This window comes from Pseudomonas sp. SF2 (assembly GCF_036858055.1).
Taxonomy (GTDB): domain Bacteria; phylum Pseudomonadota; class Gammaproteobacteria; order Pseudomonadales; family Pseudomonadaceae; genus Aquipseudomonas.
This window is the reverse complement of record NZ_JAMBDI010000077.1, coordinates 1-12613: the sequence shown is the minus strand read 5'-3', so window position 1 is coordinate 12613 and position 12613 is coordinate 1. Positions and strand designations below refer to the sequence as shown.

Sequence of the window (12613 nt, the reverse complement as noted above, 5' to 3'; positions counted from 1 at the left end):
ACATCAGGGGCGCAGTTCAAAATCGCGCATGGCCTTAAATTTACGCGATCGCTGTGGGAGCGGCCTTGTGTCGCGAAAGGAGCGCCACGCGCTCCCACTGCTCGGTCAGGCAAATACGGTCACCGTCTGCCGGCTCAAGGCCAGCAACTCGCCCTGCGCCGTCCTCAAGGTAGCAGCGGCATGCCCATAACCATCCCGCGCATATTCGGTTTCCACACAGTAACGGCACCAGTCCAGGGTCGACAACTGCGGGGTGGGCTGCATGAATTCGATGGTCCAGGTCAACGTACTGCCGGCAGCGGGCTGCTTGAGAAACGGCATCAGGCTCGGTGGCCAGGCATCGACCAACGCCAGCAGGTGCGTCTCGTTGACCGGTTCTTCGGCCACCCCGCGCAAACGTACCCAGCCGCCCATCTGGCGCGACTGATTGCCGCTGAACGGCAACCCACCTACCGCCCAGCGCAAGGCCACATGCTGCATGAACTCCGGGGTAACGCCTTTGATATGGGGCAGCTCGGGGGCCGCATCTTCGAGCGCTTTCATTTCCGTGGCCGGCAACGCCGGTACATCAACCACTGACGGCCGCCCTGCGCCGAAATTGCCCTGCACCAGGGTCACCACCTGGCCGTCCTGAACGGCGCGGCCCAGCAAGGTGCTGACTGCCTTGCCTTCACGCAGCACCTCCACGTCGAAGCGGATTGGCACATCCGCCGCGGCCGGCGCCACAAAGCTGATGGCCAACGAACGCACGGGGCGGTCATCGGAGATTTTCTGGCGCATGGCTTCATACACCATGGCCGCCATCAACCCGCCAAAGGCGGCGCGGCCCTGGGCCCAGCTGGGCGGGATACTCACCGCTTCGGGGTTGACCCGCACGGCGTCGAGCAGTTGGTTGAAATTCATTGGCCGGCTCCTGCCTGCAGCGAAAATGGTCTGCCCATCCTAGCCAGCAAACCCTTGCCGATCAGCCCGCATATCGGTCATTTCTCGGGCTTTCGCCGCGCCACCGCCTGCTGCAGGGCATCCAGCGTGTCGTCCGAATGGCGCTCGGCCTCGTGCAATTCCTGCTCCCAGGCAACTTTGCAGGGTGCCAGGTCGGCATGGTCGCGCGCCTGCAGCAGCCATTGCAGGCGATCATGCCAGTCACCCAGGTCGCTCTGGGCCTGCTTCAGCAAGCGCCGCAAATGCTTGCTCGCATGGTCGAGCTGCGGATAGGCCTCATCGCCATAGCGCGCACGCTTGATCAGCAAACGCAGGCGGTGGCGGTCGTGGGCAGGGTCCTGCAGCGCTTTGTGCAATTTGTGCCACTGTTTGACCAGGCGTTTGTCGATACGCTTTTCCAACCCTTTGACCAAGCCCTCACGGCCGGCTGCACGCAGGAACAGCGGAAACGCGTCGACAATCGCCAGCACCCGCGTCAGCTGCGGGCTGGCGGCAACACTGGCGAAGGTCCGGCCACGCCCTTCCAGGCGCCACTGCCCAGCCTCGGTAAAACCACGCCCGATCAGTTCGGCTGCCAGTACCTCACGGTCACGCAACGGCGTGGTGAGGGCACCCAACGACTTGGCGGCGTCCTCCAGCTGCTCCACCCCCGGCAGCCCACGTAGCGGCCGTAGCAGGCTGCGCAGGCGCCGCAGGGTGGTGCGCAGGTCATGCAAGGCCTCACTGTCGGTATCGGCAGCCAGGCGCTCGCGGCAGGCCAGCAGACGCACCTGCAAGGCCACGATCTGGGCAACCACATGATCGAGCATGGCAGACATTGAGAGACGCTCCCTGGTCAGCGCCCAGCGCGCGATTCACGAATGTAGAAACGGGCCTTTTCGGCTTTTCTGGTACAGCTTTCATAACCTTCGAACTGCTGCTGGGTCTTGGCCCCGGTCAGCAGCGACAAGGCCTTGGAGTAACTCACGGCACCGGCAAAGCCTTCGGCCTTGGCCAGATCCAGCTCCTTCCAGGCGGCATCCAGTTGGGTCGCACAACTCTCGCGGTAGGCCGTCTTGCCCGCGCAGCCAGCAAGGGCCAAGGCAATCAGTGGAAGGCAGATCCAGGCTTTCATCAGTAATACCTCAATGGAAAAATCGGTGGCTGTTCGACGCCCTGGCAGCTGAAAAGTGCCCTGCCCAGCCAGCTTTGCCTAGCCAGTTTTATTACAGTAGCTCAGTGCGATGTACATTGAAGCACAGGCAGCGATGGGTGCATTGTAGGACCATGGTTGCACTGGCCGGGGAATGTTCATGAGCAAACGCGTGGCACTGGTACTGGGATCGGGCGGAGCCCGGGGGTATGCACACATCGGCGTGATCGAGGAAATCGAGCGCCGCGGCTACGACATTGCCTGCATCGCCGGCTGCTCCATGGGCGCGGTGATTGGCGGCATCTATGCCGCCGGCAAGCTGGAAGACTACCGCAACTGGATCGAGAGCCTCGACTACCTGGATGTGTTGCGCCTGGTCGATGTCAGCTTTCGCCTCGGCGCAATTCGCGGCGACAAGGTATTCGGGCAAATCCGCAAGATCGTCGGCGAGATCAACATCGAGCAATTGCGCATCCCCTACACGGCGGTTGCAGCCGACCTCACCAACCAGCAGGAAATCTGGTTCCAGGAGGGCTGCCTGCACCAGGCCATGCGCGCCTCGGCAGCCATCCCCAGCCTGTTCACCCCGGTGATGCAAGGCAACCGCATGCTGGTGGACGGCGGCATCCTCAACCCGCTGCCGATCGTACCGGTGGTGTCCAGCCACTGCGACCTGATCATCGCGGTCAACCTCAACGCCACCAACCAGAAGCAGTACCAGTTACCGGTGATCGAACGCCCGGCGGCGTTCAAGATGCGTTTCGATGCCTTGCTCAGCTCGCTGGGCTCGCGCTTGCCGTTCCGGCGCAAGCCGGCGGAGGAACTGATCCGCATCGAGCAGGAAATCGTCGCCGAAGGGCTGGCGCCGCCGAACCCGTGGCTGGCCGATGCCGCCGCCCCGGAAGGCCAGCAACCGGCGGCGGCGCCGGAGCGCGAGGGCGCGCCGAAGTCGGCCACTGGCTCGTTCATCATCGACAACGTGGGGCCCGCTTCGCTGCTGGATTTGATCAACCAGAGTTTCGAGGTCATGCAAACCTCGCTGGCGCAGTACAAGATCGCCGGCTATCCACCGGATGTGCTGATCAACGTGCCCAAACGGGTGTGCCGGTTTTTCGAGTTCTACAAGGCGCCGGAGCTGATTGCTTTGGGGCGGGAGATTGCGCGGGATACGCTGGATAACTATGAAGGGGTGAAGCGCTAGGCCCTGTGCTGCCTGTGCCGGCCTCTTCGCGGGTAAACCCGCTCCCACAGGTATTGCGCCGCGTTCAAGGTCAGCGCGGTACCCGCGAAGAAGCCGGTACAGACAACAGAAACGAAACAGGCCGCACTGGGCGGCCTGTTCGTTCACGCATCCATCACCTTAGTAACGGGTGATGTCCGCCTTGGCTTCCAGCTGCTTGCGGTACGCCGCAAAGTCCTGCTGGCCAGCACGCGACGCGAGGTAGCGGCGGATCTGCTGCTTCTCTTCGTCGGTGGCAGCAGCGCCTTCGTTGACACCCTTGAGCTGCAGTACCACCAGGCTACCGTCACGCAGCACCACGCTGCCATATACCGGCTTGTCCTTGGCCTGCGGCTTGCCCAGGCGGAACAGCGCCTGCAGCTCGGCCGGGTCGATACCGTCCTCACCACGGGTGACTGCTTCATAGGCCTTCCAGCCCTGCCCTTCGTGCACGCTGCCCGCAGCGACGGAACCGTCACGCAGGCCGGCAATCAGCTTGTCCGCCTTGGCCTTGAGTTCGGCAGTTGCCTTCTCCTTGGCCAGGTGTTCGCTGATGTTCTTGGCCACGGCTTCCAGCGGCAGTTGCTCCGGCTTGCGGTGCTCCTTGACGCGCAGCACCACGGTGGTTTCCGGGTCGAGCTCGATGGCGGTGCTGTTGGCACCCTCCTCCAGCACTTCTTCGGAGAATGCGGCCTGCACTACCGAACGGTTGGCAGTGATGCCTTCGCCACCCTCGCGGCCGAAGGCTGCAGACGTTTGCACCTTCAGGTTCAGGTCCTGGGCCGGCTGGGCCAGGTCGGAAGCCTCGTAGGCAGCATCTTGCAGCTGCTTGCTGGCATCGACGTAACGCTGCTCGACCAGCGGGATCTTCAGGTCACGGGTCAGCTTGTCCTTCAGGCTGGCGAAGCTCGGCACTTCCGGCGCCTGCACGCCCAGCAGCTTGATCAGGTGGTAGCCGAACTCGGTGCGCACCGGCGCCGAGACCTGGCCATCCTGCAGCTTGTACAGCGCATCCTCGAACGCCGGGTCGTAAACGCCCGGGCCGGCGAAGCCAAGGTCACCACCGCTATTGGCAGAACCCGGGTCCTGGGAGAATTCCTTGGCCAGCGCGGCGAAGTCTTCACCCTTGGCCAGGCGCTGTTCGATCTCTTCGGCGCGGGCCTTGGCCTGGGCGTCGGTGACCTTGTCGTTGACCTCGATGAGGATGTGCGCGGCATGGCGCTGCTCGGCGAGGTTGGCGATTTCCTTCTCGTACTGGGCCTTGAGTTCTTCGTCGGTCACCTTGACCTGGTCGAAGAACGCCGACTTCTTCAGCTCGACATAGTCGATCACCACCTGGTCAGGCGACATGAACTCCTTGGCGTGCTGGTCGTAGTGCGCCTTGACCTCTTCATCGCTGACCTTGACTGCGGCCGGGTCGGCCTTGAAGGTCAGGGAGGCGAAGTCACGGGTCTGCTTCTCCAGGCGGGCAAAGGCATCGACCTGCTGGTCGGTGACGAAGCTGCTGCCGGCCAGGCCGGTGCGCAGCTGGCCAATGAGCATTTCCTCGGCGAGCATGTCGCGGAACTGCATGCGGCCATAGCCCATCTGGCGAATGACCTGGTCGAAACGGTCGGCACTGAACTTGCCGTCCACCTGGAATTCCGGCGTCTGCAGGATCACCTGGTCCAGCGCGGCCTCGGAGAAGGCAAACCTGGCATCCTCGGCGCCTTGCAGCAGCAGCTTGCGGCTGATCAGGCCCTTCAGTGCCTCTTCGCGCAACAATTTGTCATCCAGCAGCGCCGGGTCGAAATCCTTGCCCAACTGTTGCATCAGCTGACGGCGCTGCATGTCGGCTGCCTGGCTCAGCTCGTTCTGGCTGATGGTCTGGCCGTTCACCTTGGCGGCGTCCTGGCTATGGGTGGCGGCCTGGAAAATGGCTTCGAAGCCGGTCAACGCCATCAACACGACGATAAGGCCGATGATGGTCTTGGCAATCCAACCTTGTGAATTGTCCCTGATATTTTGCAGCATGCGTCCCCCAGAAACGGCTGTACCACTGCGTCGACAACCGCGGAGCGTGGGTAGAAACCTGATAAAAGAAAGGCGCATCCGAGGATGCGCCTTTTCTTAGCAAACGTGTCAGGCGGGAACGTTTGCGCCCCGCCATCACCGTGCTCGGACCTGGCAAGGCCAGGTCCGGCTGAAAGAGACGACTTAGTTGACGGCGTCTTTCAGGCCTTTGCCAGCCTTGAAGCCTGGAACCTTGGCGGCAGCGATCTTGATCGCGTTACCGGTTTGCGGGTTGCGGCCGGTGCGCTCTGCACGCTCCTTGACCGAGAAGGTACCGAAGCCAACCAGTACCACATCGTCACCTTGCTTCAGGGCGCCGGTGACGGATTCGATGACTGCGTCCAGCGCACGGCCGGCTACAGCTTTCGGGATGTCAGCAGATGCGGCGATAGCGTCAATCAGTTCCGACTTGTTCACTCTAAGTCCCCTTATTTCTCAATTGAGTTTGTTTCTAAGTATGTAATGAAAAGCTTATGAAACGTGCGCTGGGTGGCCTGATGACAATAGCGTGCCGCTTTATAGCAAGGCCCCGAAAAAACTGTCAAGGAAAGCCCCCCAGCCAAAAACTACTAATGCGTGCTGATTCTTTCCTTAGCATCGCCGTCGCGCTTTTCATCTTTCGCGACAATCTCCGGAGCCACATCTGGCAAGGGCTCCGGGGCGTATTGCAGCGCAATTTGCAGGACTTCGTCAATCCATTTGACTGGTTTGATCTGCAGATCCTGTTTGATATTTTCCGGAATCTCCTTCAGATCGCGAACATTCTCCTCGGGAATGATCACCGTCTTGATCCCGCCACGGTGTGCCGCCAGCAGTTTTTCCTTCAACCCGCCAATGGCCAGCACCTGGCCACGCAGGGTGATTTCGCCGGTCATGGCCACGTCGGCACGTACCGGAATCTGCGTCAGCGCCGACACCAGCGCGGTGCACATGCCGATACCGGCACTTGGGCCGTCCTTCGGCGTGGCGCCTTCAGGCATGTGGATATGCACGTCGTGCTTCTCATGGAAGTCGGCGGCAATCCCCAGGCTGCGGGCGCGGCTGCGCACCACGGTCTGCGCGGCAGTGATCGACTCGACCATGACATCGCCCAGCGAGCCGGTCTTGATCAGCTGGCCCTTGCCAGGGATGACCACGGCTTCGATGGTCAGCAATTCGCCGCCCACCTGGGTCCAGGCCAGGCCGGTAACCTGGCCGATCTGGTCCTGCTGCTCGGCCAGGCCGTAGCGGAACTTGCGCACGCCCAGCAGGTGCTCCAGCTGCTCGCTGGCCACCTTGACCTTGACCTGCTTCTGCCCGGTATGTTCCTTGACCACCTTGCGGCAGACCTTGGCGATTTGCCGCTCCAGGCCACGCACACCGGCTTCGCGGGTGTAGAAGCGGATGATGTCACGGATCGCCGAGACGTCGACTTCCAACTCGTCCTTCTTCAAACCGTTGGCCTTGACCTGCTTGGGCACCAGGTACTTGACCGCGATGTTGATCTTCTCGTCTTCGGTGTAGCCCGGCAGGCGAATGACTTCCATCCGGTCGAGCAACGCCGGCGGGATGTTCATCGAGTTCGAGGTGCACAGGAACATCACGTCCGAGAGGTCGTAGTCGACCTCCAGGTAGTGGTCGTTGAAGTTGTGGTTCTGCTCCGGGTCAAGCACCTCAAGCAATGCCGACGCCGGGTCGCCACGCATGTCGCTGCCCATCTTGTCGATTTCGTCCAGCAGGAACAGCGGGTTACGCACCCCTACCTTGGTCATCTTCTGGATCAGACGGCCAGGCATGGAACCGATGTAGGTACGGCGATGGCCACGAATCTCGGCCTCGTCACGCACCCCACCGAGGGCCATGCGCACGAACTTGCGGTTGGTGGCAGCGGCAATCGACTCGGCCAGCGAGGTCTTGCCGACGCCGGGCGGGCCGACCAGGCACAGCACCGGGCCGCGGATTTTCTTGACGCGCTTCTGCACGGCAAGGTACTCGAGGATGCGTTCCTTGACCTCTTCCAGGCCATAGTGGTCGGCATCGAGGATTTCCTCGGCCTTGGCCAGGTCCAGGCGCACCTTGCTCTGGGCCTTCCACGGCACCTGCACCAACCAGTCGAGGTAGGAACGCACCACGGTGGCCTCGGCCGACATCGGCGACATCTGCTTGAGCTTGTTCAGCTCGGCCTGGGCCTTGGCCAACGCGTCCTTGGGCAGGCCAGCGGCTTCGATGCGCTTTTTCAGCTCTTCGACTTCGTTGTGGCCTTCGTCGCCATCGCCGAGTTCTTTCTGAATGGCCTTCATCTGCTCATTCAGGTAGTACTCGCGCTGGCTGCGCTCCATCTGCTTCTTGACCCGGCCGCGAATGCGCTTTTCGACCTGCAGCAAGTCGATTTCGGCATCCAGCAGCGCCAGTACGTGCTCGACACGGGTCGGCAGGTCGACGATTTCGAGAATTTCCTGTTTCTGCTCGATCTTCAGGGCCATGTGCGCGGCCATGGTATCGACCAGGCGCCCTGGCTCTTCGATGCTGTTCAGCGAAGACAGCACTTCGGCCGGGACTTTCTTGCCCAGCTGCACGTACTGCTCGAACTGCGACAGCAGCGTGCGCACGAACACTTCCGACTCGCGCTCGGCGGCGTCGACTTCGTCGATCAGGGAAACTTCGGCACGGATGTGCCCTTCTACTTCGCTGAAACGCTCGACAGCGCCGCGCTGCTCGCCCTCGACCAGCACCTTGACGGTGCCATCGGGCAGTTTCAGCAATTGCAGCACGGTGGCAACGGTACCGACGCGGTACAGGGCGTCCTCGCCCGGATCATCGTCGGCCGGGTTTTTCTGGGCCAGCAGGAGGATCTGCTTTTCGCCCGTCATCGCCGCCTCAAGGGCTTCGATGGACTTTTCGCGCCCCACGAACAGCGGGATGACCATATGCGGGTAAACAACGACATCGCGCAATGGCAAAAGAGGCAAGTCGAGGGTGGTCTTCATGATTTCGCCTCTACAGCGGCCTTATGGCCGGAAACCGGTGGAAATGATGCTTGGACCTAATGTGGGGGCACGCTTGGGAAATTACAAGCGCTAGCGCAGGAAAAGCAGAAAGGGGCCCGTAGGCCCCCTTCTTGCTTGCAACCGTCAACCGGCCATTGCCTGGATCAGGCGTCCGGCGCGGCCTTGGCTTGCGGCTCGCTGTTCTCGTAGATCATCAGCGGCTGCGAGGTGCCATCGATGACGCTCTCGTCGATCACCACCTTGCTGACATCCTTCTTCGAAGGAATCTCGTACATGGTGTCGAGCAGCACGCCTTCGAGGATCGAACGCAGGCCACGGGCGCCAGTCTTGCGCTCCAGGGCCTTGCGCGCTACGGCCTTGAGCGCATCGCTGCGGAACTCGAGGTCGACGCTTTCCATCTCGAACAGCTTGGCATACTGCTTGGTCAGGGCGTTCTTCGGCTCGGTGAGGATCTGCATCAACGCAGCCTCGTCCAGTTCGTCGAGGGTTGCCAGTACCGGCAGACGGCCGACGAATTCCGGGATCAGGCCAAACTTGACCAGATCGTCCGGCTCGACCTCACGCAGGGACTCGCCAACCTTCTTGCCCTCTTCCTTGCTGCGTACTTCGGCGCCAAAACCGATGCCACCCTTGGTGGAGCGGTTCTGGATGACCTTTTCCAGGCCCGAGAAGGCGCCACCGCAGATGAACAGGATGTTGCGGGTGTCGACCTGCAGGAATTCCTGTTGCGGGTGCTTGCGGCCGCCTTGCGGCGGAACCGAAGCCACGGTGCCTTCGATCAGCTTCAGCAATGCCTGCTGCACGCCCTCGCCCGAGACGTCACGGGTGATGGACGGGTTGTCCGACTTGCGCGAGATCTTGTCGATCTCGTCGATGTAGACAATGCCCATCTGGGCCTTCTCCACGTCGTAGTCGCACTTCTGCAACAGCTTCTGGATGATGTTCTCGACGTCCTCACCCACGTAACCGGCTTCGGTCAGGGTGGTGGCGTCAGCAATGGTGAACGGTACGTTCAACAGGCGTGCAAGGGTTTCGGCGAGCAGGGTCTTGCCCGAGCCGGTCGGCCCGATGAGCAGGATGTTGCTCTTGCCGAGTTCGACTTCGTCACCCTTCTTGTCACGCTGGTTCAGGCGCTTGTAGTGGTTGTACACCGCTACGGCAAGCACCTTCTTCGCGCGCTCCTGACCAATGACGTACTGGTCCAGGATACCGCTGATTTCTTTCGGCGAAGGCAATTTGTGCGCGCTGCTCTCGGCCTGGGCTTCCTGCACCTCCTCACGGATGATGTCATTGCACAGGTCGACGCACTCGTCGCAGATAAATACCGAGGGCCCGGCAATCAGTTTGCGCACTTCGTGCTGGCTTTTGCCGCAGAAGGAGCAATAAAGCAATTTGCCGCTGTCCTCGCCGTTACGGGTGTCAGTCATTCGATCGATCCAATCCGGTAGGCTTGCAACACAAGATGAAGGCAATTGCGGGCTTTTTCAAGTCCGCAGGTAGGCGCTTTCCGCGCCCACCTGCTCTGGCACCCCGGTTCAGGAGGCCAGTTGCCGCTTGTCGTAGACCGAGTCGATCAGGCCGTACTCGGCCGCGCGCGAGGCGCTCATGAAGTTGTCACGTTCGGTGTCGCGCTTGATGGTCTCGAGCTCCTGGCCGGTGTGGTAGGCCAGCAGTTCGTTGAGACGGGCCTTGATATTGAGGATTTCCTGGGCGTGGATCTCGATATCGGTGGCCTGGCCCTGGAAGCCGCCCAGCGGCTGGTGGATCATCACGCGCGAGTTCGGCAGGCAGTGACGCTTGCCCTTGGCACCTGCAGCCAGCAGGAAGGCACCCATGCTGCAGGCCTGGCCGATGCAGATGGTCGAGACGTCCGGCTTGATGAACTGCATGGTGTCGTAGATCGACATGCCGGCGGTGACGGAACCGCCCGGCGAGTTGATGTAGAGATGGATATCCTTGTCCGGGTTTTCCGCTTCAAGGAACAGCAGTTGCGCCACGACGAGGTTGGCCATGTAGTCCTCTACCGGGCCAACCAGGAAGATCACACGCTCCTTCAACAGGCGCGAGTAGATGTCGTAAGCGCGTTCGCCACGGGCGGACTGCTCGATAACCATCGGGACCAGGCCGCCTGCGGCCTGGATGTCAGAGCTCTGCTGAATATAAGAATTGCGGGACATGTCCTGCGCTCACTCCCAAATAGTCATGGCTTGAATACGCACAAGCCAGCGCGAAGGCTGGCTTGTGGGGGTTTCCTACGAGAGAAGCCTGTTACTCAGCGGCGGCTGGAGCCTGTGCTGGTTTAACGGCATCTTCGTACGAGACCGACTTGTCGGTCACAGTCGCTTTCTGCAGAACAGTATCTACAACTTGTTCTTCCAGCACAACCGAACGGACTTCGTTCAGTTGCTGGTCGTTCTTGTAGTACCAGGCGATGACCTGCTCAGGCTCTTGGTAAGCCGAAGCCATTTCCTCGATCATTTCGCGAACCTTGCCTTCGTCCGGCTTCAGTTCGAACTGCTTGACCACTTCGGCGACGATCAGGCCCAGGACCACACGGCGCTTGGCTTGTTCTTCGAACAGCTCGGCCGGCAGTTGCTCAGGCTTGATGTTGCCACCGAACTGCTGAACAGCCTGCACGCGCAGACGGTTGACTTCGTTTTCCAGCAGGGCTTTCGGCACTTCGATCGGGTTGGCAGCCAGCAGACCGTCCATGACCTGGTTCTTCACCTTGGCCTTGATGGCCTGGCGCAGTTCACGCTCCATGTTCTTGCGAACTTCGGTGCGGAAGCCTTCCAGGGTCGATTCCTTGATGCCGAACTGGGCGAAGAACTCTTCGTTCAGCTCTGGCAGCACAGGAGCGGCAACGCTGTTGACGGTGATGGTGAACTCGGCGGCTTTGCCAGCCAGGTCCAGGTTCTGGTAGTCCTCAGGGAAGGTCACGTTGACAACGCGCTCTTCACCAGCCTTGGCGCCAACCAGGCCGTCTTCGAAGCCAGGGATCATGCGGCCGGAGCCCAGTACCAGCTGGGTGCCCTTGGCCGAACCACCGGCGAACACTTCACCGTCGACCTTGCCGACGAAGTCGATGTTGACCTGGTCGTCATTCTGCGCAGCGCGCTCGACGGCCTCGAAGCGGGTGTTCTGCTTGCGCAGCACTTCCAGCATGTTGTCCAGGTCGGCGTCAGCCACTTCGGCGCTCAGGCGCTCGACGTTGATCGACTCGAGGCCGCCAACGGTGAATTCCGGGAACACTTCGAAGATGGCGACGAATTCCAGGTCCTTGCCCTTTTCGAAGGACTTGGGCTCTACTGCAGGGGCGCCAGCCGGGTTCAGCTTCTGCTCGACGATGGCTTCGTAGAAGGAAGCCTGGACCAGGTCACCGAAAGCCTCTTGGCGAGCATCGGCTTCGAAACGCTGACGGATCACGCTCATCGGCACTTTGCCTGGGCGGAAGCCGGCAACCTTGGCGCGCTTGGCAGTCTGCTGCAGACGCTTGTTGACTTCGTTCTCGACGCGCTCGGCCGGAACGGCGATGGTCATGCGGCGCTCGAGAGCGGAAGTGTTTTCAACAGAAACTTGCATGGATATTCCTCGTTGCACAGACGTTAGCCGGCGTTTGCCCGACTCCAGAATCAAGGGCAAGTATTCTAGTGAGTCGCGCAGCAGAAGTCACCCCACTCGGGACGACGGGAAACCACGCCGGTCGATTAACTTTCAAGGCCCGCACGACATAGCGCCGGACCTGCTTCAATGGGGGCCGCACGACGCCCGGGGCGACCTGCAGCCGAAATACCTTGTCAAACAACTGCCACCAACGAATTCGCCTCCTTATGCAGGGTCGATTTCATTGAACTGGCAGTACTCCTCCCACTCCATCCCCAGCGCCTCGGCGACCTCGCGGTGCGTCTCCAGGCGCATGGCCTGCAGTTGCTCCGGGGTTTCGGCGATCAGTTGCAGGGCCAGCTCCCAAGGCTGGATACCCTGCTCCTCGGCCGCATCCTCGAATGCCCATTCGATCTGCTGGGCCTGCTCGCGCGGATCCAGCTCGCGGATCTCTTCGAGCAGCTGCGGATTGGCCTCGGCAAAGCGCTGTAGCGCCAGGGCCTGACGGGCTTCTTTTGCGATCATCGGGTTGTTCCTCTGCCGGCCAATTGGGCCGGTGTTTCAACCGGCTGAAATCTAACAGCTTTTATTGGGGTGTCACCAGAGGATTGCAAGGGGGAATTGCGTCGCGGTCGCCAGTTTCTGGCATGAGGTTTGTGGCGCCTGTGAGATCGAGCG

The 12613-nt window shown here is 61.3% G+C and carries 11 protein-coding genes; 1 reads left to right on the top strand and 10 read right to left on the bottom strand.

The window, feature by feature from the left end; translation table 11 throughout:
- Window positions 1-105: 105 nt before the first annotated feature.
- From M2S36_RS24845 to M2S36_RS24835, 3 genes are all read right to left on the bottom strand, one after another.
- The gene (locus M2S36_RS24845; protein WP_207835223.1) at window positions 106-903 is read right to left on the bottom strand and encodes an acyl-CoA thioesterase; all 798 of its coding nucleotides are present in this window, start codon (window positions 901-903) and stop codon (window positions 106-108) included.
- 77 nt (window positions 904-980) lie between these two features.
- On the bottom strand, window positions 981-1760 hold the full coding sequence (locus M2S36_RS24840; protein WP_233688361.1) for a CHAD domain-containing protein: 780 nt from the start codon (window positions 1758-1760) through the stop codon (window positions 981-983).
- Window positions 1761-1777: 17 nt separating this feature from the next.
- A complete protein-coding gene (locus M2S36_RS24835) occupies window positions 1778-2056 on the bottom strand; it encodes a hypothetical protein (RefSeq protein ID WP_003259403.1) in 279 nt (92 codons plus the stop codon).
- A gap of 178 nt (window positions 2057-2234) precedes the next feature.
- Here M2S36_RS24835 and M2S36_RS24830 point away from each other — a divergent pair, with 178 nt between their 5' ends.
- Entirely contained in the window at window positions 2235-3275 is a 1041-nt protein-coding gene (locus M2S36_RS24830) for a patatin-like phospholipase family protein (RefSeq protein ID WP_207835219.1), read from the top strand.
- A gap of 159 nt (window positions 3276-3434) precedes the next feature.
- On the opposite strand, the gene M2S36_RS24825 is transcribed toward M2S36_RS24830, so the two are convergent.
- The 7 genes from M2S36_RS24825 to M2S36_RS24795 all read right to left on the bottom strand — a co-directional run bounded on the left by M2S36_RS24825 (window position 3435) and on the right by M2S36_RS24795 (window position 12460).
- Window positions 3435-5306: a SurA N-terminal domain-containing protein gene (locus M2S36_RS24825; protein ID WP_233688360.1), complete on the bottom strand. Its 1872-nt coding sequence runs from the start codon at window positions 5304-5306 to the stop codon at window positions 3435-3437.
- Window positions 5307-5489: 183 nt separating this feature from the next.
- The gene (locus M2S36_RS24820) at window positions 5490-5762 is read right to left on the bottom strand and encodes an HU family DNA-binding protein (RefSeq protein WP_003259401.1); all 273 of its coding nucleotides are present in this window, start codon (window positions 5760-5762) and stop codon (window positions 5490-5492) included.
- 152 nt (window positions 5763-5914) lie between these two features.
- Complete coding sequence (gene lon, locus M2S36_RS24815; RefSeq protein ID WP_015269697.1) at window positions 5915-8311, bottom strand: endopeptidase La; 2397 nt, start codon at window positions 8309-8311, stop codon at window positions 5915-5917.
- A 164-nt stretch (window positions 8312-8475) separates the two neighbouring features.
- Window positions 8476-9759, bottom strand: a complete 1284-nt coding sequence (gene clpX, locus M2S36_RS24810; RefSeq protein WP_025338419.1) for an ATP-dependent Clp protease ATP-binding subunit ClpX — start codon at window positions 9757-9759, stop codon at window positions 8476-8478.
- Window positions 9760-9867: 108 nt separating this feature from the next.
- A complete protein-coding gene (gene clpP, locus M2S36_RS24805; protein ID WP_003250240.1) occupies window positions 9868-10509 on the bottom strand; it encodes an ATP-dependent Clp endopeptidase proteolytic subunit ClpP in 642 nt (213 codons plus the stop codon).
- A gap of 91 nt (window positions 10510-10600) precedes the next feature.
- The gene (gene tig / locus M2S36_RS24800) at window positions 10601-11914 is read right to left on the bottom strand and encodes a trigger factor (protein WP_024086620.1); all 1314 of its coding nucleotides are present in this window, start codon (window positions 11912-11914) and stop codon (window positions 10601-10603) included.
- Window positions 11915-12160: 246 nt separating this feature from the next.
- Window positions 12161-12460, bottom strand: coding sequence for a DUF6388 family protein (locus M2S36_RS24795; protein ID WP_207835192.1), 300 nt, complete (start codon window positions 12458-12460; stop codon window positions 12161-12163).
- Between the last annotated feature and the right edge of the window lie 153 nt (window positions 12461-12613).

Excerpts from the sequence above, each read along its gene's own strand:
- M2S36_RS24830 (WP_207835219.1), top strand. The coding sequence starts at position 2,235 with ATGAGCAAACGCGTGGCACTGGTACTGGGATCGGGCGGAGCCCGGGGG.
- M2S36_RS24840 (WP_233688361.1), bottom strand. The coding sequence starts at position 1,760 with ATGTCTGCCATGCTCGATCATGTGGTTGCCCAGATCGTGGCCTTGCAG.
- tig (WP_024086620.1), bottom strand. The coding sequence starts at position 11,914 with ATGCAAGTTTCTGTTGAAAACACTTCCGCTCTCGAGCGCCGCATGACC.
- M2S36_RS24835 (WP_003259403.1), bottom strand. The coding sequence starts at position 2,056 with ATGAAAGCCTGGATCTGCCTTCCACTGATTGCCTTGGCCCTTGCTGGC.
- M2S36_RS24845 (WP_207835223.1), bottom strand. The coding sequence starts at position 903 with ATGAATTTCAACCAACTGCTCGACGCCGTGCGGGTCAACCCCGAAGCG.
- M2S36_RS24795 (WP_207835192.1), bottom strand. The coding sequence starts at position 12,460 with ATGATCGCAAAAGAAGCCCGTCAGGCCCTGGCGCTACAGCGCTTTGCC.
- clpP (WP_003250240.1), bottom strand. The coding sequence starts at position 10,509 with ATGTCCCGCAATTCTTATATTCAGCAGAGCTCTGACATCCAGGCCGCA.
- clpX (WP_025338419.1), bottom strand. The coding sequence starts at position 9,759 with ATGACTGACACCCGTAACGGCGAGGACAGCGGCAAATTGCTTTATTGC.
- M2S36_RS24825 (WP_233688360.1), bottom strand. The coding sequence starts at position 5,306 with ATGCTGCAAAATATCAGGGACAATTCACAAGGTTGGATTGCCAAGACC.
- lon (WP_015269697.1), bottom strand. The coding sequence starts at position 8,311 with ATGAAGACCACCCTCGACTTGCCTCTTTTGCCATTGCGCGATGTCGTT.